This is a genomic window from Hymenobacter arizonensis, assembly GCF_900115775.1.
In the GTDB taxonomy this organism is placed as follows: Bacteria; Bacteroidota; Bacteroidia; order Cytophagales; family Hymenobacteraceae; genus Hymenobacter; species Hymenobacter arizonensis.
On record NZ_FOXS01000010.1, the window covers coordinates 119,736 to 137,631 of the forward strand.

The window sequence follows — 17,896 nt, forward strand, 5'->3', positions numbered from 1 at the left end:
GGCGGAGGCCGTCCAACGGCGGGCAGTCCCCATAGTGGCAAAAGGGGGGCCAAAGAGGAAGCGGACGGCCGCAACCCAAAGAAACGCGCTAGAGCCGCTACCCTCGCGCGTTGGCGGAAGAAGTCCTTAGCCCACGTAACAAATGCAATAGTGATGGCCGGCACTGGCGTGCGCCAGAAACTGTTGCAGGTGATGGAATTCTTCTACCAAGGCGTGCTCGTTGAAGCCGTTGTTTGCGTCCTCTTCCCGATTCCATATTTCCGGGTAAATGCCTTCGCGGTTTAACTCGTCGGGGTCGAACGCGTGCCGGAAATCCGCGTCGGTGATGGTCGCTACGTGCGTCGCGAGGGCCTGTACCGTGGCGGGGTCGTGGTAGTACACCGCGGTCCCGTCCAGTGGCGTGTCCGGCGGTAAGTTATCCCAATCCAGTTGGGCGTAGTCGATTTCCTCCCCCACGAACAGCAGGGGGTAGAACAGGCGGGTCAACAAGTCGGCGGCGGCGGGTTTTGCCTTGGAAAGCACAAATTGCAACCCCTCAAAGGTCTTATCAAAGCTGGTGGACGCCACGGCGACCCGGTAGTACTTAAACGACGCCGGGTCATCGGCTAGCTGGTCAAACGTGCTTTTATCCAAGCTATGCAATACCGCAGACAGTCCCATTAGCGATTACAGTGATAAAAAGATCTGCGCAAACTTACTTCTCAGGCCGGCCTATGATTACTTAAATGATAATTGAGTGGCTTAACCAGTTGTCTTACGTATTAGAAACTACCGTTTCACTGAACGCTCTACAGCGACCTTGGAAAAAAGCATTTGGAAGTTCGCGCCGCTGCTTCATTCCATGTAGGTGCCCACGTACCGCCCGAATCCGAGCCAGCCAAACAGCAGCAGGTGCCCCAACAGCACAGCCAAAAACAGCCCAATAACGCGCCCCTTGGGCACGGGTCCTTTTTCCTTGTCCCCCTTCAACTCGTCCTGCCGCAATGCCGCTGCCAGCAGGAGCAGGGAAAGCAGCGCCCCGGCGACAAACGCGAAATTCATCAGGCCCTGCCCGGCCGCGTCGTGGACCCCGCCGCCAAAGAGCTTTATGCCGGCGTCCTGCCCCATCAGCAGCCCCGCGCACAGACCTGCTTTTAGGTAGGGATTCCGCGTCGGGGCCCCGAACAGGACGAGGCCACAGGCAAGCAGGGCCGCCACGGGGCTCCACAGAATCCCGGACGGGGCCGAAATGTAGTCGTAGTACACGTTGGCAGCCACGACGGTCAACGCAAGGGGAACGGCTAGGAGGCGGAGTAACCAGACAAGAGGGGGCACGGGCAGTTCGTTAAATTTCCCCAAAGAAACACGGACTTAACCCTCCTTTAAGTGAACTGAGCGCGTTTACCCTCGGACCGTTCAGATGCACCACGTGCGGCCTTGGTTTCCTTCGCTTGGTGCGGAAAATCGCAATGAGCCAGCTGCCTAAATCGCAGGAACACCTTATCCCTTGCTGCTTTCGCACTACTTTGCTGCCCAATTCTTATTGATCGATGCGTTCGTTTCTTCTCCTGTGGCTCGGGTTTCTGTTGGGCGGGCTCCTGGTGGCATGCGAATCGCGCCACTCGGCGGGCACGTGTGACGGGTCCCCCGTCGCGGCTACGGCTCGGCAGCCCGCCGTGCCGAGGGTGCCACTTGACACGGCCGCGCTGCTGCACCGCGCGCTCGGCGCGCAGGGACGCGGGTACGTGTTCTCTTCTTTCACCACCGGAGACCTCAACCACGACCAACGGCCCGACTTCCTCGCCCTCTTCCGTTCCGCGCAGGTGCAAGACGCCACCACCGGCATGCCGGACACCTACGCCTGCCGGGTCGCGGTGGTGCTCAACCGCGGGTTTCCCCGCCTGGAGTTGGCGGCCGTCAACGACCACGTCGTCGAGTGCCTGGGCGGGGGGTGTCCGCACGAAGGAGCGGTCATTGCCGGGTCGTCTTTTTCTTTTACCAGCCTCGACGGCCTGTGCACCAAAACCCGGAGCGAGCAGACCTTTCGTTATTCCCCGCAGCACCGCACGTGGCTGCTGGAGAAAGAGAGCGACGAATACTATTCGTGTCACGACAGCATCCCGGTGGGGCACGGCTACCGGGAACGGACGCGCCGGGACTTCGGCACCGTTACGTTTGCCGACTATTGAGCCCACCGAAATGCGGCTCCGACATCCGGGCCTTTGACTAGTGGAACGTAGTCAATGCAAAACGAGGGGAGGCCGCCGCGTGGGCCTGCTGATGATGGCCAACCCCTTGTTTTGCGTTTCGACCGTTTGGCTAAACACCCAGTGCACGGTCTCTAAGGCAACGAACAACGGGTAAACGGAACGGCTCGTGGGCCGCTGCGGGCGAAGGCTGCGCATCCGCTCTGTTCGGCCGCGGGGGCGTAGCTTGCCGCGTGGGCACCCCGCCCCCGCGGATTGATTCCCTTGTCCCGTTTGCCCCGACCCATGCGCCCGCTCTTTATGCTGCTGTTTCTGCTGGGCGTCTGCTGGCCCCCCCGTGCCGTGCGGGCCCAGCAGACACTGCTGTCCTTCAACCCGGGCCCGGTCTGGGCGGGGCGGTTGGAACCAGTGGGGGAAGCGTTCTATTTGCCGGCGAGTCAACGCGGCCTGCAACAGGCTACTACGTATTTAGTGTACCACGGCCAGCGGTACCTGATGAAAGCGGTGCGCTACGATTCGCTGGGACGGCTGGCGGCCTATGACGAATACCAACTGGACGTCAAAGAGGGGCAGTTGACGCGGCGCCTAGCTCGGCACGTAACGTATCGCACGCAGGTATCAGGCGACTCGCTGACGAGCGAGGTAACGGAGAACTGGCACTTGACGAGTTCTTCGTATGTGAGGGAGTGGCGTATTAAAGGAAGCATTCCTCCCACGGAACCATTGCTGGGCAAGGGCGCGAAAGCGCAGCCGTTGCAAACGACCGCTCCAAGCCGCCTGCTCGCCACCATGAAGGATCGGGATGGTAACTACCTTTGGACGTGGACGCGGGAAGGCACGATGCACGGGGGGCCGCTTTCCCCGTCGCACCGCTATTACGGCCAGGGGGTCTCAGGCGGCTTCATCGATGCCAAAGCACGCCGATTCAGGGCGACAGCCGGTCGAGGGAATACAAGCTTGCTGTGGGAACGGCGCTATGTGGGCCGTAGTCCAAATTACGTGGAAGAGGGCCGCTCCTCGTTTTTCTCAAGCGGCGGCGCCACCGACCGACAAGTGTACCAGCGCAAGGTAAAATGGCGCAACGGCTGGTGCCGCACCGAGCAGTTTACGGCCTTTGGCGAGGCCCGCATCGGCGAGCGCTTGCCACAGTTCACGATCCGCCACCACTACACGTTTTACTTGCCTCCTAGGAAGGGCACGGTCCGCCCGTCCGATAGCGCAGTTACCAGCAACAAGAAGTAGCCCTGCGATACCACCGTTTCCGTGAACGGGTAGCCGGTTATTGGAACTTGCGGGCCTGCTCGACAATGGGGGCGAGGAGCTGCGGCCGGCCTTGTATGTTTGCTTCCGCCAGAAATACGCCCAGGGCAGGGTCCGCCGCCAGCGCGGCTTCGAAGGGCGCGTACCGCGCGGCGTGCAGGACCCGGGCCATGACGAACACGGCGGTTTTCAGGCCGTACACGCCGTATACGTCGTCGGTGCGCGGCTTTTTGGCGTCGTACTTGCGCACGGCTTCCCGCACCAAGTCCCGGCGTTGGGCGGCGGAGAGTTGCTGCACCACCGGCTCGTGGGCGAGCCAGTACTCCACGTAGCCGAAGGCAAAGGAGTAGGCGGCTTGCCCGGTCGGGGGCACGCAGCCGGCCCCCATCCGTTGGTAGCGCGCTAGGAGCACGGCGGCCGCGTCGGGCCGCCGCTGCAGTTCAACCAGGCCGTTGAAGCGCTGGAGCAGGGACTGCATGCCGTGGTACTCGACGGTGCGGGCAAAGATGTCCGGCAGCAGCGGGTACTCCAGGCAGGTCTCCACCAAGCCCGGGGTGGAAATGGTGGCCAGGACCGCCGGGGGCAGTTGGCAGGTGTCGAGCATCTGCTGCCCGGTGCGCAGCTGCGCCCACGCCGCCGTGCCCGGCCGCAACGGGTAGCGGTAGGCGTCCGCCAGGACCGGCGCCACGAACGGCGCGGAACAGGCTTCGGGATTGAACGCCACCGGCTCCTTCTTACAGGCGGACGTGAGGGCGAACAAGGCGCCGAACAAACAGTAAACAGTTGATTTCATGCTTTTCGGGCGCAGAGACGTGGAGGGGAGCGGGAAGGTAGCCATTCCCGTTGAGCCGTCGGTTCAGGACCACTGGGGTTGAGGGGCGGATGTGTAGCGGCGTGACCGCCGCCACTCGTGAAGGGTTGCACCAACTCTTCAAAGTGTTTTTTTGGCTCGTTTTAGAGATTGGGACCGTTTAAGCGAACAGCCGTTTTCCTAGTTAGTGCGCAGGTCAAAGCGCCCGTCGGTGATGCGCACTGTCTTGCCCGTGGTGGCGCTGACGGCCTCGAACTCGAACGTGCCCGCCACGATGCGCGCCACCGTGTCCAGGCGCGTGAAGCGCAGCGTGCCCTCGCCCGGGGCGAGGACGCGGAAGTCGTCGTTGAGGGGGCTGAACGCGGCAATGACCCCGTTGCGCTCCGCCAAATCGAACTGGGCAGTGCCCGGCTGTAACGGGTCGATGCCAATGCCAAATTGGTCCCGGGTGTCCCCGCCGACCCGATTGGCCGTGATGTAAAACATCTTGCCCGAATAATAGGCTTTCCAGGAGGGGAAATTGAAACTGCCTTTGGGCAGCCAGACTTGTCCATCGACGCGGAAGCCGATGGTATTGCTCCCGTTTTGCGTGATGGGCGGCAGTTTGGGTTCCAGGGGCTGCGGGTCACTCTTTTTGAGCTGGCACTGGCTCATGAGGACCAGGGCGAGCAGGGGAAGGAGAAGTCGGGGGTGCATAAGTAGGTAGAGGAAAAAGGGGGTAGAAGGGACTTAGTTGGTTGATGCGCAGGTCGAAGTGCCTGTTGGCAGGACAAAGAACGCGCCCCGCCGCCGCTCGTGGCCCATGCCCCGTGGACCATTTTAGTGAACGGCAAGAAAAAGCCTCTTTCTGCTTAATTGCGGAAATGAGCACGCTCCTGCATCCGGTGGTTCGATCATTGGCGAGGCAGCGTAAACCCATCAGTAAAGGAGTTCACGAAACTCACCTCAACGCGTAGTTTTCTGTACTTAGCTAATTGAACCAGTTTATTGAACTCAATCAGAACCGTAGCGCAGGTTTGCAGGGCTTACCAGCATAGTTATGGGAAACGAGCGTTTATTAGCCTATTCCCCTTGCTATTCTCTTTCTTTCAAATTTTACGCTAGAAGCACGTAGCCTAACTTCATTCGCCGCCTCTTTTCGGAAATCTATGGGGTCCATCCCCTGCATCGCCGTCCATGCGACGTTGATGGGCATATATTGAACCCTATCTAGGCCAACGCTTATGAAGGGGTAATTGCCCCCATAGTGGGTGGCATTTAACTCCCACCAGCCGTTCACGCGCTGTCGGATGACTTCCCCTACGTAGGCAACTACGGGGTCATACAGCTGCTTGAATACCGTGTCCAGCCCCAATGCCTCACAAGCGGTGGACACCAAATCAAGACTCGCATAGCTCTTGTCCAGTAGCACCCTATCAATTTGCAAGACTCGGGCCAGTTCGTCTGCTAACTCCGGCAACCGTTCGATTAGGGTGTTCTGACAATGAGAATAAAAGCGCCAATGGTCTACAGAGCTACCACGATTGTTGGCATAATTGTCTCTTACGCGTTGCACCGACTGCATCCATTTTAAAAAATAAGCCTTCGCATAGACGTCCCCTTTGCCTGGAATAGAGAGGTCCAGTTGGTCAAACACATACAAGAATCGGTCGTCTGGAAGCTCATACACCAGGTCGCGTTGTACGTGGCCACTGGCGTATGTTTCTTGAAAAAACGCGGTGTACTCTTTGTGAAGCTGACCTTCTTTCTCGACCAGCGCTTGGACTTGTTTCTTCGTGAGCCGCTTTTCGTTTAAGCATTTTCGCTGTCCCATATACGGTCATTGGCTTGAGTGGCGTTCAAATAAACGGTGCTTATGTTTTCCAGTGCCCATCCCCATAGATCCCATACCCCGCCAAAAACAACCCCAGCACCAGTGCCCCCAGGCCGAGCAAAGCAAGTAAGCCGGACAAGAGAAAAAGCGAGGCAATCAAGCAAAGCAAGCCGATGCCTGCGAGGAGAAGCCCCGCGTAAAACAACCCCTCGTACGAACGGGCCACGCCGTTCGGCAAGTGCCGCACCAAAGCACCACGCGTGGCCCGGGGCGTCATGGGGCGCCAGAGGATGCTTGCCACACGCGGGGCAGTGGCCGGCGGCACCTCCTTGCGCGGGTGCCGTGCAGGCAACGGGCCGACTCGCCACTGATGCCGGAGCAAAGCACGGTACGGAGTGCTTACGACCGGCGAAGGAAGCGGGACAGCGGCCGATGCGGTACTCCCCGGAGGCGGTACAATTCCAGCGCCCGTGCGTTTGCCTGGTGCGGTGGGCTGAAATTCAAACGCCAGCCGCTCACTTCGGCAACCGCCCAGCAACAGCTGCCATGACAACAGCAACGATACACCAAAACGGCTACGTAGGTGGCGGGAGCGGGTGGTCATAATTGATGCCCTAGGGAAAGTTTACGGAAACGGTACTATCAATTGCCTTAGGAAAACGGTATCGGTTGCGCTTCCCCGGCTTGCCAATCCTGAAGACGGTGTTGCAGCCCCGCCAACCCCTGCCGCTGCCCGGGGGAAGTGGCACTCGCCCGTTCTTCCGCGAGCCAGGCGAACGCCTCCGTCTGATAGCCGCACCAAAACAGCGTTTCAAAGGCCTCGAACAGCGCGTTGTTCGGGCGCGTGTGCACAAGTGCGCCAAAACCGTTTGTCGGGACGTAAACTGGTCCAAGAAGGGCAGCACATGCGCCGTCAGGTCGTGGGCCACTTGTTGGCAAAGCGCTTCGGGGGGTATCTGCTCGCTGGCCTCGTACCACACGTCCCGGTGTGAGCCATCCAAGCGGCCCACGCTGGTGCGCACCACACACAGCGGCACCGTAAACTGTCCGGGCGTGGTAGGAGCCGCCCCACGGAACGCCCACTCCGTTTCCGGCAGGTACACCCCCAGGTTGAGGCGGAAGCGTACCCGGTGGCCGTCAGTGGCGGCGCTTTTTTGCACGGCTACTAGTTTGCCCCAGCCGCTCGGGTCGTAGAACCGAAACAACGAGCCCGACTTCCGATAGCCGCGGGTTTTTAACAGCGGCGCCAGCACCTGGGCGACGACGTGATGGAACTGTGCTTGCGCGGCCGTGGGCGTTGTGGACAAGGTAGGGGCAATGAAGGAGGGAAGGATACCCAGCGCGCAAGTTCAGCGAAACGGTCGGAAACGCAAAGGGAAGGTAATTTCACTTGCCAAGCCCCTACCCCAATGAATGAACGACGCAGCCGGTTAAAGCAGCTTGTTCTTTTCGGGGCGCTCCTGCTGGTTTTTACGACGGCCGCTCGGGGGCAGACAGCTGCCAGCACACGGGTATACGACTGCGCCGAGGTGATGCCCAGCTACCGCAACGATACCCCACGGCAGTGGATGAGCTACGTTTTCAAGGAACTGAGCCCCGTTTTGTATCGGAACAGGCAGCGGGAGGGCGAAGAGATCGCCAGCTTGTACCTGCGGCTCCTCATTGACCCGCACGGGCGGGTACGCGACGTGCAAATTACCCGCCCGCGGTTATCGACCCGGTGCGAACGGGAAGTACGAGAGAAACTCCTGACCATGACGGGCTGGACGCCCGCCCGCAGGCAGGGCCAGCCCGTTTGCTGTTGGATTCCCCTGGCCGTGAGTTGCCTGAAATGGCAGTAGAGTTGCTTGGATGCCGATCTCCACGGGGCGTGATTAGGAAGGCTTGCCCTGATACCCCGTAGAGATTAATAAAAGGGTCCGAATCGGTAAACGAGGATTTATAGTTTAACCCCTTTCTTCACCTGCGTCGTGAAGCTGCCGGAGCCCGGCGCTGGTATCATGGTTGCGGGCAGCGGCTGGATGCCGGGAACTGCGGGAAGGCCCAGGCTGCGGTCCACGGCCACTAACTCGAATGCGCCCGGCCCGATCGTTTCTATTTCCAGCCGCACGCCCGCGGTACCCGCAGCATAGTAGAGCAGCGTCGCGTAAGCGCCGGTGGGCACGGGGGGCTTGGCCGCATCGGGCAGTGGAACCACGTGGCCGGCGACGCGTACCAGGCGTGCGCTCCGGGGCCACTGCAGGAGCAGGCTCACCGCATCGGGGCGGCTGGAACGCACCAGCAGGCGCAGGTGGCGTCCCGTTGGCAGGGCACTGTCGGCGACTACTTCCACGGTGGGGGCGGTCAGGGTCAGGGTCAGGGACGGGGCTTTTTGGTGCAATAGGGGCCGCAGGCCCCCGGGGAAGAGCGTCGGCATGGTCCGAAACGTCGGTGCGGTGAAAAACTGGCGCGTCCACGCATCCGCGTGCGGGGTGCTGCTTACCCAATAGGCCTGCCTTTTGTCGGCGTCGAGGATGTACAGCACGTGGGTTTGCTGCGGAAATTCGGCCGTGGGGGTGCTGCGGGCGTGAGCGGCCACCAGGGCCCCCATGGCGACCAGGCCGCTCACGCCCGGCACCGCCCAGTGCCCCCCCGGGCCCGACGCATCGGCCCGCCGAAGCGCGGGCAGCAGCACTGGCAGGAGCAAGCCCAACAAGACCGCCAGAAAAAACGCAGCGCCCAGCAGCAAGGGCCCCACCCCGGCGGTCGTCAGCAGAATCGAGAGCCCAGGGGCCAGCAGCGCCACCGCCGGGAGCACCCACAACCAGGCCCACGCGCGTTGCGAGGGCCCCACCCGCTCAACGGCGGGTGGGGACCCGCGCAGCGACCACCACCAGGCCGCCGCCCCAAACAGCAGGGGGAAGCCCAGCAGAAAGCCCGTGGTGGGCGCCTTCACCTGCACGAGCACTTGCAGCGCGGCCAGCACCAGCAAGGCGCCGCCCGCCAACGAATCGGGCCGCAGCCACCGGAGCAGGCCGGCGTAGTAGGCGGCAAAGACGGCCGTGCCCAGTGCCACAAAGGCCAGGTGGTACGCGCGGACGTTGTAAAAGCTGTGGTCGTAGAACACGGCGTACTGCGGGTACGCCCCGGCCACCAGCCGCGTCAGCCCCCAGGCCGTGGCCACCAGCAGCAGCAGGCCGCCCACCCAGGCCAAGGCCCCGCCCAGCCAGCCGCGCAGCCGCAGGCGGCCCTGCCGCCGGGCCTGCACCGCCGCCGCCGCCAGCAGGAGCCCGGCCCCGAGGGTGAGCAGGTAGTCCCAGCGCGCGTCGTACTGCACCAGCCACAAGCCCAACGGGTTAAAAAAGGTGCTGTCGGGGGCCGGCGTCCGGACCAGCGGGATGTTGCCAAAGTGCCGCACCGCCGGCAGCATGTAATCGCCCTGCTGTTGCACCGTCCCCGGATGGAGCCGGCCGGGCGTATCGACCGGACTGTGATAATACGAGTAGCCGCCCACAAAGGCAAAATTGAGGCCCGGCAGGCCCGAGGCCCGGAAGGCCGTGAAGTCGGTGTCGTTGGGCAGGTGGCGGTAGACTTCGTAGAAGAGCGAAGAGCCGAAGGCCCCCGGCACCGCCTTCGCGAACTCCCCAACGACCCACCCGTTGCCCGGGCTGACCTCGAACAAGGTGGCGGGCCCTTCGTTGCCCCGGCCTTCGAAGTTGAGCACCACGCCTACCTCCCGGCGCAGGCGGGCCGTGTCGGCGGCGTAGGCGCGGGCGCCCATCAGGCCGATTTCTTCGCCGTCGGTAAAAACCCAGCGCACGTCGTGCGCCAGGGGCGGGCCCGCGCGCAGGGCGCGCATGGTTTCGAGGGCAGCGGCCACGCCCGCGCCGTCGTCGCCGGCCCCGGGGGTATGCGGCTGCGAGTCGTAGTGGCTCAGCACCAGCACCCCCGGCTGGCCCGGGGTGCGGCCGGGCAGCAGCGCCACCACGTTCTGGACGCGGGCGCCTACCACGGTGCCGGCGTCATTGCTGACCACGGTCGTGTCCTGCACCGTGACGCGCAGGCCCAGGGCCCGGCAGCGCTGCACCAGGTAGTCGCGCACCCGGTCGTGGTCCGGGGTGCCAATGCTGTGGGGCCGGCGGGCAATGACGGCCACCTCCCGCATCGCTCGTTCCGCTGAAAAGGCCGTGGCGGGCGCCGTGGCAGCCACCGGCCGTGGCGGGTTGGCCACATACAACGACAAGGCCACAAACAGCAACACCCCGGCGAGAGGCAACCAGCGAGACACGCGGAAGTGGGTCATTCTTAAAAACTAACGGTCATGGGGAAGGAGCAAAGGAAGTCGATAATCCTCCTGGTTAATTTTTAACTAACTATTATTTAAGAAAAGCGTGTTTACAGAAACGGTCCCATTAGTCAGCTCCAGATTGAGCAAACTTATCGAAATCGTATTTCAGTTCTGAACGAAGACGTTCTGGCCATTCAAAGGTGTCCAGTCGTCCTCGTTGCTGGTTGTACAGGGCAATCAGGGTGCGCTTTTCGTGTGGATGGCTAGCCCAAAAATGGGGGTAAGCGTTAATTTGGACTAATGCCCGGAACAAATCTCCCTCGAAAAACTCCGTTTCTACGAATAAATCCTTTTCGAGCTCTTTCAGCGCGAGTGGGATTAGAAATTCCAACGCCGCATCCTAGCCAATTAAAAACCGAAGCTCCTGGATTTCCAACTCCCCGATGGGTTTTTGGTGTAATTGGTAATAGGTACGTACCACATAGGAGGAATTACCCAGGGTTGGGATCGGGTCTTTCCAGGTCCATCCTTCCAGTTCACTAACACTTTTGCGGAGGAAATTTTCCATTTCATGAAGGGTTAACGGCCTGTTCTGCGCGTGTTCGCGGGGTGGAAAGGCTTTTCTGTGGCTGGCTTCCCACACGGCGCCAATCTTTGCCGCATCGAACGCCTGGCCCGCAACAGTGCCTTTTTTACGCTGACGGGTAAGCAACGGTATCAGTTCACCCTCGAGCTTGTGGCCCTCGTTCACGCAAAGGGTGATTTAAACAGCCCCCGTCTTTTTGTATGAGGGCCGAGAATGGCCCGCTAGCGGTTTTAAAGGTGCTGCTTTCCAGCGAATGAAACCAACAGCAGCCAGCAAATGTACTTACATTGTACGTACATTTGATTCCATGAACACGCGCCTGATTCGGGTCGGCAATTCCCAGGGGATTGTACTGCCCAAGAAGTTACTGCAGCAGTACCACCTCAGTGGCGAGGTGGACCTGCAGCCCACGCCGGAGGGGTTGCTCATCAAGCCCGTCGTGAAGCCCCGCCGCCAGGGCTGGGACGAGCGCTTTCAGCAGGCCATTGCCCAGGGCCCCGCCCCGGAGGGCGAGCTGCTGGAGGGATTCTCGGACGAGGCCTTTGAGGAAACGGAATGGCAGTGGTAGTAACCGTGCAGCGCTTCGAGGTGTGGCTGGTAAACCTCGACCCCACCCAGGGCAGCGAAATCAACAAGACCCGCCCCTGCGTGGTGCTCTCGCCCGACGAGATGAACCGCTACCTGCGCACCGTCACCATTGCCGCCCTGACCAGCACCCGGCGCGACTACCCCTCCCGGGTGGATTGCACCTTCCAGGGCAAGGAGGGCCAAGTCGCGCTTGACCACATCCGCTCCGTGGACAAAACCCGTTTGGTGCGCCGTCTGGGCATGTTGCCCAAAGCCACCGCTCAGGAAGTGTGTGACCGACTGCAGGAAATATTCCAGTACTGATGATTCATTCCGACAGGATTTATTTCTTGCTACAACCTAAACGGATGAAGCATCTGCTAACCCTGCTACTTGGCTTCTCCGTCACGTCAGGTTTTGCGCAATGTATTGACGAGCAGAAGGTGAAGTACGGCGGCGATTTTGGTCACCACGGGTACATCTATTTCTGCCCCAGTTATGATTTTGCTTATGGAGGCGATACTTCTAAAAAGTGGAGCATCCTCAATCCCATCGATATACGGCAGGTAGCAAGCACTGCCGTTCCGGTGAAAGAAGCGGTTGAACAACAGATACGAGCCTATGCCGGCGATGTCTTCTTTTCCAATCTGGCGTTTTCGTCTATCCAAGTGGTGTACTTGGATAGCCTCGCCAAGTTTGAAGGCCGCGGCCCGGCTGTGGATATGACCAGGTGCAGAGGCAAGTATTTTCTGACGTACTACTTCCACGGGGATTCGGAAGCTGCGTATTGCATCGGTGTAGCTGTCGATGAACAAGGGACCATCCTCTCTCCCTTCTCTTTCCCGTCGAAACAGGACTACAAGCCCCTTGATACGACCCTTACCGTTTGTGGAGTGCTGAGTAAAGCCCGGAAGTTTAACCGGAGACTCGGGGCTATTCAGGAGGTGCGTTTTGACTATAACCCCACTTCCAAGCGGTTCTATTGGCTCGTTGCGCAGGAAGTCAAAAAGCCTAAAAGAGGAGAAAATACCTTCATAGAGGTGGTGATAGATGCAGCAGAACCGACCAAGATTAAGGCGCAAGAAGGAAAAGTGTTTCGCTCACACTGATGCGATATTTGTAATAATACAACATTACTTATCAAGTGATTATGCTTGTAAAAACTAAACTATCCGTTCACTGAAACGAGCGTTTTACTGTGTGCTTACCTGCAGACTTTTTAGCTTCGGTCGAAGAGGGCCTCCCACACAGTGTTGGTACGTCCCTCATAGTCCACCAAGCAGGTGCGTCGCTTTAGGGTCTCCCGGTCGATGGGAACAAACCCGTGTTGCTGAGCCGCTCGAAACACCGCCCGGGCTTCCTCGGTGGCGGGTTGTTCAACGAGGCGCTTTCGGTCCACAATGGAATCGAAGAGCAGAAAAAACTTGCCCACCAGCGACAGCAACAGGCAGTGCTCCTCTTGCTGGCGCAAGTGGTAAACCATGGCCGAATCGTAGTTCAGGTCGGTGGTGTCCGTGATGGCAAAGCGCAACGCCAGGTCGTCTATCAATGGCTGATACGGCCGCTTATCGTACGTCTTTTGCAGAAAACCGTAGTGGGGAGCCGTGGCCGAGCCGTGCGCAACAACAATGGCTTGGTTGATGGTGTCCAACAGGGGTGGTTGCTGCATTGAATCGTGGAATGGGGCCATGGACATATTCGGGTGCAAGCCCTTCTAGTTCATCTAAACGGTCGGTTAGCGGGGCCATTCAATTGAAGAAGGGTTATCTACCTGGTTATTAAGCCTACCTTCAAGCCGTGTTCACCCTCAGCTCCCAAGCAGTAGCTTGCACGGTATTAATCGCTACTTGTTCAATCTTAGTGCTCAATCTGCTCTGCTGCCAGATGATCGGAAAAACCCTGCTGCTTTCTGAAATAACGGGTGTGAACATGGGGCCGTTCTACATGACCGTCTGGTTCGTAATGCCAGGTTTAATGCTGATTTTATGGGTGCCAGGCATCATAATGGCAAGAAACAGTATCAAATGGAAGAAGTATGTGGGATGGGCATTGATAGGGCTTGCTTCCATTGTGACTTGCACAGAGTGGTACTTTCTTGCTGAAATCCAAGAATGGAAAAAGAATGGACTCGTTTAGCAGTCGTGATAGTGATTACAAGATATTTATCCAGTAAAGTTTACCCCAACGGTCGGAAAGCAAAACGAGGATTCAATCATCTTAACGCTGCTCCCGCCAGAAGTTACGGCAGCTCCTCATAGTGAATGTTTCTGCCGTTCACGCGCACAAAGACCTGCGGGTCTTCCACGGTTTCCTCCGTCAGGATCACCTCCTTGCCCAGCGCCAGCGAGACGGCCACTAAATACTGCATGAGCCGTTCGTGGTCTTCCAAGGACTGTATTTCGGTCGGGCAAATGTCGTTCTCCAATTCGGTGTCTGCGAAAAAGTAGCACTTCACCTGAATCTGCTCCAGAAAGACCGTCGCTTGAGCGGACGTTCGTTCCCTTTCGTCCCACCAGTGGGCGATAAAGTCTGCGTCGATGCGGCTGGCAGGGGTTTCCTCGTTATACCCTTCCACAACCCAGTGCACCGGGTAGTCCCGGTTGACCAAGGCCATCCACGTGGCCCAGTCGGCCCGGCTCACCTGGCGGACGTAGATGTCACGCAAGGCCCCGTCGCGGCGGTAGACGGTTTTTTGTAGGTGTTCCCAATCCATCTTGTTAGCCGGTTGGTGAGGTACGTGGTGCATCGAGTCCCTCGCACGGTGGGATAATAAAACTACACGTATTCACGGCAGTAATTTGGCGTTTACTTAAACGGTCGGAACAGCAAAACGAGCCTTAAGTTGACAGACCTTTGCCGCAAGAAGTATCATCACTCATGAGGTCGTATGCACCCCCTTTCAACAGTTCAAGAGTGGCTTGAGGCGGGAAAGCAAATAGGCACAAACTTCTCCTATGAAAAAGCTGGTCAGACGCATTGGGCTTCTGTTGGCGTCCAGTGGTGGAATGGTGCCTACAAGATTTACCTGAGCGACATCGCGGAAGCACTGATGGCCATGAGCGAAGAGCACCTCCAAGAAGAGGTCATAGAGGTAGCCAGGTACGAGGACATTGCCCCCGTATTGGCTATGAAGACCAGCGTCAAGCTCGAGAACTTAGCTCCGTGTAAAGGGCGGAAGGTATTTAACCCGAAGTTCAGCTAAAGGGTCGGAAAAGCAGCGCTTTCTTCCGTTGCCGGCTACCCCTGTTGCAAGTGCAGGACGCCGGGGATGGTCACCGGCACCGGCAGGTGACCCGTGCGCGCGAAATCCGCCCAGAGCTGCCGGACCGGCCGCCCCGCGCGGTGGACCTCCGCCCACGGCGTGTTGCCCAGTAACGAGGTGGCCGCCCAGCTGGCTTCGGTGCCCAGCAGCAGGGGCAAATCGACGGCGTGGGCCGCGCCCAACGCGGCGCCGGCCGGTTGAAACACCACCACGAAGCGGTACGCCCGCCCCCCGGCGCGGGCGTGCCGGCGGGCAAAGGCCGTGGCGGCGCGCCCGTACACGAGCGCGGAGCTGACCGCCACCAGCACGCGCTCCAGCACCGCGCCCACAACCGGCACCCGGCGGACCCGGCGGAGGTTGGGGTCGAGGACGGCAAACAAGCGGGTTTCCTCGGCCGTGGCCCCGATGAGCACGTCCACATGAGGAGCCGCCGCCCGCCAGGCCCGGTCCGCGGCGGCCTCGGCCGGCAAGGGGTACGCCCCGTACTGAGTCCCGAAGGGCATGCTGGCCTTCAGGCCAAACCGGCGCACGGCGCGGTGCGCCACGGGCTCGCGGGCCAGCACGTCCGCTACGTTCCCCGCCGCGGGCAGCGGCCCGGCGGCCGCGGCCAGGGCCCGGGTCATGGCGCGCCGGTTGCGCGCCAGGCCCAGCGGGGCGCTGTGCAGGATGACGCGCCGGAACAAGCCGCCGGTCCCCTCGGCCACCAGCAGGTGCGCCGCGGCGTCCGCGCCGGACGAGTGCCCCAGCAGGGTGACGAGCGCCGGGTCGCCGCCGAAGGCAGCGATGTTGCGCTGCACCCAGCGCAGGGCTTCGCGCAGGTCGAGCAGGCCCAGGTTGGGGGGCGGCCCGCCGTCGCCGCCCAAAAACCCCAGCAAGCCCAGCCGGTACGTCACGGCGACGAACGCCACCCGCTGCTCGGCGACCAGCGTTGCCGGGTCGTAAAGGGCCAGGTCGCCTGCGCCGGTCACGTACGAGCCGCCGTGCACCCACACGATAACCGGCAGCGCCTCGTCGGTCCGCCGGTCGGCGGGCACCGTGATGGAAAGCCGCAGGCAGTCTTCGTCGGAGCGCAGGCCCGCCAACAGGTCCCCCAGCAGCGGGCCCAGCAGGGCGTCGGGCGCTTGCGGGCAGGCCGGGGCGGGGGACGTCGCCTGAATGGGTTCCGTTGCGGGGGGCTCGGCCACCGGGGGTTGAAACCGCGCGGCACGGGCGTAGCGAATGCCGGTGGCGCGGATTACGTCCCCGTCGCGTCGCCCGACAACGGTGCCGGCTGGGGCGTGGAAGTGGGGCGCAAGGGGGTGGGACATGAGCCGGGAACCAAGGGAAGCGTGCGGCGCCGGCCGCGCGGGGTGCGGGCACCGCCTGAACGAAAGCACCAGTCCCCCAACTGCTACGGACTGGATAAGGTTACTCAGGGGGAGCAGCGAACGGGTCCGTAGGTAAAAGCGGCCATTCACTGAAAGGAGCGTTAATTGAACGGTGCGGGAGCAACAAAATGGTCTCGGACGAGCGTGTGGAGCTTTTCAGCTGTTAGCGGTTTGCTCAGGTAGGCGGAAACCGACAACTGAGCCGCCCGTTCGAGGTCGTCCGTGTTCAACGAGGTGGTGAGCATCGTCACGACCTTGGCGCACTGCTGTGCCTCGGGCAAGGCCCGGTACGCGGCCAGAAACGCAAACCCGTCCATCACGGGCATGTGCAGGTCGAGCAAAATCAGGTCGGGGCAGGTGCGGAAATCGTCGGTGCACTGGGCGTGAATGAAGGCCAGTGCTTCGTGCCCGTTGGCGGCTTCGAGCACGTGCGCGGCCACGTCCAGCTGAGCCAGCAGGCGGCGGTGCAAAAACAGCAGGGTGGGGTCGTCGTCGACGAGCAGCACGCAACGCAGAGGAAGCATGGTAATCGGTGCTAACACGAAGGACCGACACTGGGCAGTATAGCAAGCCGTAGGATTCGTTGAGGGGTGTAACGGCAAACCCGACGTTTCAACTGAAACTGCCCGTTTCGGGGCTTCCACTCGTTCAGGTAAACGGTCCGAAAGTAAACGCCCTCCGTTCACTGAAAGGAGGGTAATTTTACTCTATGAGTGCAGCCTCCAGCAGTTCCACCATTGTGTTCATCACGGGTGCGGTCGTCACGTCCGCGAGTTGGGATAACTGGAAGGCGTTCTTTGAAGACCAAGGCTACACCTGCTACGCCCCCGACTGGCCCCACAAGCAGGCCCCGGCCGCCGAACTCCGGCGCCACCACCCGCACTCGCCCATCGCCCACAATCGCTTGGCCGATGTGCTGCGGGTGTACACCGACTTCATCGCGCAGCTGCCCGCCAAGCCCCTTGTCATCGGGCACTCCTTCGGCGGGCTTATTGTGCAACTGCTCCTTCAGCAGGACGCCGTGGCCGCCGGCGTGGCCATCGCGTCCGCGCCACCCCTAGGGGTAGTGGTGGCCAACTGGTCGCTGGTCCGGTCCGTCCTGCCGATGCTGGGCCTCTTTTCTTCCCTGAACACCACGTTTCTGCCCACCTTCGCCCAGTGGCAGGACGCCATTGCCAACGGCCTGCCCCTGGCCGACCAGCGGAAGTACTACGACGCGTTAGCCGCACCCGAATCGAAAAAGACCATTCGCGGGGCCCTGAGCTTCGCGGCCCGCGTCGACTTCCGCCGGCCGCACGCGCCGCTGCTGTTCTTGGCCGGCGGGGCCGACCGCCTCATGCCCGCGGCCCTCAACCGCGCCAACCACCGGCGCTACCGCCACGCGGCCTCCGTGACCGACTATCAGGAGCTTCCCGGCCGCAGCCACGCCCTGCTCGGCCAGTCCACGTGGCGCGAAGACGCGGCCTTGGTGCAGCGCTGGCTGGCCGCGCTATCGTAAGCCATTGCTCCTCTCTTGCGCGCGGCGCTCGCATCCCCGGACGGGGAACAAATTCACCTCCCTGTAACCCGGAAAGGCGTTCAGCAAAACGGTCCGAATCGCGAAATTTGGCTTGTTTCGGCTAAAACAACTGCCCTTGATGAAACCCGGGTGCGGCGGCCCGAAACGTCTTATTTTTACCAAACGGCCCCGCACTCCCCGGCACCGGGCCGGCGGTCACCCCCTACCTTCCGCGTATGCTGCTCCAGGATTTTTTGCCCAGCCCGCCGCTCCGCGACT

Annotated in this window: 23 protein-coding genes; 9 read left to right on the forward strand and 14 right to left on the reverse strand. The window is 61.0% G+C overall.

All coding sequences use genetic code 11. The features are described from left to right. Positions 1-126 precede the first annotated feature (126 nt). Positions 127-660 carry a DUF1877 family protein gene (locus tag BMZ66_RS23830; protein WP_092678891.1) on the reverse strand — a complete coding sequence of 178 codons (534 nt, stop codon included), beginning with the start codon at positions 658-660 and terminating at the stop codon, positions 127-129. Positions 661-834: 174 nt separating this feature from the next. Next, positions 835-1,314: a hypothetical protein gene (locus tag BMZ66_RS23835; RefSeq protein ID WP_143080418.1), complete on the reverse strand. Its 480-nt coding sequence runs from the start codon at positions 1,312-1,314 to the stop codon at positions 835-837. A gap of 266 nt (positions 1,315-1,580) precedes the next feature. Between BMZ66_RS23835 and BMZ66_RS23840 the strand changes: the two genes are divergently transcribed. Both BMZ66_RS23840 and BMZ66_RS23845 read left to right on the forward strand, forming a co-directional pair. Next, positions 1,581-2,168 carry a hypothetical protein gene (locus tag BMZ66_RS23840; RefSeq protein ID WP_143080419.1) on the forward strand — a complete coding sequence of 196 codons (588 nt, stop codon included), beginning with the start codon at positions 1,581-1,583 and terminating at the stop codon, positions 2,166-2,168. A 282-nt stretch (positions 2,169-2,450) separates the two neighbouring features. Continuing rightward, positions 2,451-3,428 (forward strand): hypothetical protein, encoded by a 978-nt coding sequence (locus BMZ66_RS23845; RefSeq protein WP_143080420.1) that lies wholly within the window; start codon positions 2,451-2,453, stop codon positions 3,426-3,428. A gap of 37 nt (positions 3,429-3,465) precedes the next feature. Here BMZ66_RS23845 and BMZ66_RS23850 read toward each other — a convergent pair whose 3' ends face one another. The 5 genes from BMZ66_RS23850 to BMZ66_RS23870 form a co-directional block, all read right to left on the reverse strand. Continuing rightward, positions 3,466-4,239 (reverse strand): hypothetical protein, encoded by a 774-nt coding sequence (locus tag BMZ66_RS23850; protein WP_143080421.1) that lies wholly within the window; start codon positions 4,237-4,239, stop codon positions 3,466-3,468. A gap of 198 nt (positions 4,240-4,437) precedes the next feature. Continuing rightward, on the reverse strand, positions 4,438-4,953 hold the full coding sequence (locus tag BMZ66_RS23855) for a Riean_0653 family protein (protein ID WP_143080422.1): 516 nt from the start codon (positions 4,951-4,953) through the stop codon (positions 4,438-4,440). A 361-nt stretch (positions 4,954-5,314) separates the two neighbouring features. Further along, the gene (locus BMZ66_RS23860) at positions 5,315-6,070 is read right to left on the reverse strand and encodes a hypothetical protein (protein ID WP_092678897.1); all 756 of its coding nucleotides are present in this window, start codon (positions 6,068-6,070) and stop codon (positions 5,315-5,317) included. A 40-nt stretch (positions 6,071-6,110) separates the two neighbouring features. Next, positions 6,111-6,347, reverse strand: a complete 237-nt coding sequence (locus BMZ66_RS23865) for a hypothetical protein (RefSeq protein WP_143080423.1) — start codon at positions 6,345-6,347, stop codon at positions 6,111-6,113. Between the two features lie 337 nt (positions 6,348-6,684). Continuing rightward, entirely contained in the window at positions 6,685-7,377 is a 693-nt protein-coding gene (locus BMZ66_RS23870) for a DUF4304 domain-containing protein (protein ID WP_177204898.1), read from the reverse strand. Positions 7,378-7,479: 102 nt separating this feature from the next. On the opposite strand from BMZ66_RS23870, the gene BMZ66_RS23875 reads away from it, so the two are divergent. Continuing rightward, a complete protein-coding gene (locus BMZ66_RS23875; protein ID WP_092678900.1) occupies positions 7,480-7,911 on the forward strand; it encodes an energy transducer TonB in 432 nt (143 codons plus the stop codon). A gap of 98 nt (positions 7,912-8,009) precedes the next feature. On the opposite strand, the gene BMZ66_RS23880 is transcribed toward BMZ66_RS23875, so the two are convergent. The 3 genes from BMZ66_RS23880 to BMZ66_RS23890 all read right to left on the reverse strand — a co-directional run bounded on the left by BMZ66_RS23880 (position 8,010) and on the right by BMZ66_RS23890 (position 11,088). Further along, complete coding sequence (locus tag BMZ66_RS23880; protein ID WP_092678901.1) at positions 8,010-10,352, reverse strand: M20/M25/M40 family metallo-hydrolase; 2,343 nt, start codon at positions 10,350-10,352, stop codon at positions 8,010-8,012. 109 nt (positions 10,353-10,461) lie between these two features. Further along, positions 10,462-10,728 carry a contact-dependent growth inhibition system immunity protein gene (locus BMZ66_RS26520; protein WP_092678902.1) on the reverse strand — a complete coding sequence of 89 codons (267 nt, stop codon included), beginning with the start codon at positions 10,726-10,728 and terminating at the stop codon, positions 10,462-10,464. 9 nt (positions 10,729-10,737) lie between these two features. Beyond that, entirely contained in the window at positions 10,738-11,088 is a 351-nt protein-coding gene (locus tag BMZ66_RS23890) for a hypothetical protein (protein ID WP_092678903.1), read from the reverse strand. Positions 11,089-11,230: 142 nt separating this feature from the next. On the opposite strand from BMZ66_RS23890, the gene BMZ66_RS23895 reads away from it, so the two are divergent. From BMZ66_RS23895 to BMZ66_RS23905, 3 genes are read left to right on the forward strand one after another with little or no spacing between them, the layout of a single operon-like run. Beyond that, complete coding sequence (locus BMZ66_RS23895; protein WP_092678904.1) at positions 11,231-11,491, forward strand: AbrB/MazE/SpoVT family DNA-binding domain-containing protein; 261 nt, start codon at positions 11,231-11,233, stop codon at positions 11,489-11,491. Further along, positions 11,479-11,814 (forward strand): type II toxin-antitoxin system PemK/MazF family toxin, encoded by a 336-nt coding sequence (locus BMZ66_RS23900; protein WP_177204899.1) that lies wholly within the window; start codon positions 11,479-11,481, stop codon positions 11,812-11,814. Before BMZ66_RS23895 ends, BMZ66_RS23900 begins: the two co-directional genes overlap by 13 nt. Continuing rightward, on the forward strand, positions 11,814-12,599 hold the full coding sequence (locus BMZ66_RS23905; RefSeq protein WP_143080424.1) for a hypothetical protein: 786 nt from the start codon (positions 11,814-11,816) through the stop codon (positions 12,597-12,599). The genes BMZ66_RS23900 and BMZ66_RS23905 overlap by 1 nt, the downstream gene beginning before the upstream one ends. A gap of 110 nt (positions 12,600-12,709) precedes the next feature. Here BMZ66_RS23905 and BMZ66_RS23910 read toward each other — a convergent pair whose 3' ends face one another. Continuing rightward, positions 12,710-13,159 (reverse strand): hypothetical protein, encoded by a 450-nt coding sequence (locus tag BMZ66_RS23910; protein ID WP_092678906.1) that lies wholly within the window; start codon positions 13,157-13,159, stop codon positions 12,710-12,712. A 128-nt stretch (positions 13,160-13,287) separates the two neighbouring features. Here BMZ66_RS23910 and BMZ66_RS23915 point away from each other — a divergent pair, with 128 nt between their 5' ends. After that, the gene (locus BMZ66_RS23915; protein ID WP_143080425.1) at positions 13,288-13,626 is read left to right on the forward strand and encodes a hypothetical protein; all 339 of its coding nucleotides are present in this window, start codon (positions 13,288-13,290) and stop codon (positions 13,624-13,626) included. 103 nt (positions 13,627-13,729) lie between these two features. Here the strand turns inward: BMZ66_RS23915 and BMZ66_RS23920 are convergent, their stop codons facing one another. After that, on the reverse strand, positions 13,730-14,203 hold the full coding sequence (locus BMZ66_RS23920) for a hypothetical protein (RefSeq protein ID WP_143080426.1): 474 nt from the start codon (positions 14,201-14,203) through the stop codon (positions 13,730-13,732). A gap of 174 nt (positions 14,204-14,377) precedes the next feature. Here BMZ66_RS23920 and BMZ66_RS23925 point away from each other — a divergent pair, with 174 nt between their 5' ends. Further along, the gene (locus tag BMZ66_RS23925; RefSeq protein ID WP_092678909.1) at positions 14,378-14,692 is read left to right on the forward strand and encodes a hypothetical protein; all 315 of its coding nucleotides are present in this window, start codon (positions 14,378-14,380) and stop codon (positions 14,690-14,692) included. Positions 14,693-14,727: 35 nt separating this feature from the next. On the opposite strand, the gene BMZ66_RS23930 is transcribed toward BMZ66_RS23925, so the two are convergent. Continuing rightward, positions 14,728-16,059 carry a carboxylesterase family protein gene (locus tag BMZ66_RS23930; protein WP_092678910.1) on the reverse strand — a complete coding sequence of 444 codons (1,332 nt, stop codon included), beginning with the start codon at positions 16,057-16,059 and terminating at the stop codon, positions 14,728-14,730. Positions 16,060-16,220: 161 nt separating this feature from the next. Beyond that, positions 16,221-16,643 (reverse strand): response regulator, encoded by a 423-nt coding sequence (locus BMZ66_RS23935; RefSeq protein WP_092678911.1) that lies wholly within the window; start codon positions 16,641-16,643, stop codon positions 16,221-16,223. A gap of 185 nt (positions 16,644-16,828) precedes the next feature. Between BMZ66_RS23935 and BMZ66_RS23940 the strand changes: the two genes are divergently transcribed. Continuing rightward, entirely contained in the window at positions 16,829-17,617 is a 789-nt protein-coding gene (locus BMZ66_RS23940) for an alpha/beta hydrolase (protein ID WP_092678912.1), read from the forward strand. Positions 17,618-17,896 lie beyond the last annotated feature (279 nt).

Bases quoted from the DNA above. Each gene is read 5' to 3' on its own strand.
- BMZ66_RS23830 (WP_092678891.1), bottom strand. From the start codon at position 660: ATGGGACTGTCTGCGGTATTGCATAGCTTGGATAAAAGCACGTTTGAC.
- BMZ66_RS23850 (WP_143080421.1), bottom strand. From the start codon at position 4,239: ATGAAATCAACTGTTTACTGTTTGTTCGGCGCCTTGTTCGCCCTCACG.
- BMZ66_RS23855 (WP_143080422.1), bottom strand. From the start codon at position 4,953: ATGCACCCCCGACTTCTCCTTCCCCTGCTCGCCCTGGTCCTCATGAGC.
- BMZ66_RS23860 (WP_092678897.1), bottom strand. From the start codon at position 6,070: ATGGGACAGCGAAAATGCTTAAACGAAAAGCGGCTCACGAAGAAACAA.
- BMZ66_RS23865 (WP_143080423.1), bottom strand. From the start codon at position 6,347: ATGACGCCCCGGGCCACGCGTGGTGCTTTGGTGCGGCACTTGCCGAAC.
- BMZ66_RS23875 (WP_092678900.1), top strand. From the start codon at position 7,480: ATGAATGAACGACGCAGCCGGTTAAAGCAGCTTGTTCTTTTCGGGGCG.
- BMZ66_RS23880 (WP_092678901.1), bottom strand. From the start codon at position 10,352: ATGACCCACTTCCGCGTGTCTCGCTGGTTGCCTCTCGCCGGGGTGTTG.
- BMZ66_RS23895 (WP_092678904.1), top strand. From the start codon at position 11,231: ATGAACACGCGCCTGATTCGGGTCGGCAATTCCCAGGGGATTGTACTG.
- BMZ66_RS23900 (WP_177204899.1), top strand. From the start codon at position 11,479: ATGGCAGTGGTAGTAACCGTGCAGCGCTTCGAGGTGTGGCTGGTAAAC.
- BMZ66_RS23905 (WP_143080424.1), top strand. From the start codon at position 11,814: ATGATTCATTCCGACAGGATTTATTTCTTGCTACAACCTAAACGGATG.
- BMZ66_RS23910 (WP_092678906.1), bottom strand. From the start codon at position 13,159: ATGCAGCAACCACCCCTGTTGGACACCATCAACCAAGCCATTGTTGTT.
- BMZ66_RS23920 (WP_143080426.1), bottom strand. From the start codon at position 14,203: ATGGATTGGGAACACCTACAAAAAACCGTCTACCGCCGCGACGGGGCC.
- BMZ66_RS23925 (WP_092678909.1), top strand. From the start codon at position 14,378: ATGCACCCCCTTTCAACAGTTCAAGAGTGGCTTGAGGCGGGAAAGCAA.
- BMZ66_RS23930 (WP_092678910.1), bottom strand. From the start codon at position 16,059: ATGTCCCACCCCCTTGCGCCCCACTTCCACGCCCCAGCCGGCACCGTT.
- BMZ66_RS23935 (WP_092678911.1), bottom strand. From the start codon at position 16,643: ATGCTTCCTCTGCGTTGCGTGCTGCTCGTCGACGACGACCCCACCCTG.
- BMZ66_RS23940 (WP_092678912.1), top strand. From the start codon at position 16,829: ATGAGTGCAGCCTCCAGCAGTTCCACCATTGTGTTCATCACGGGTGCG.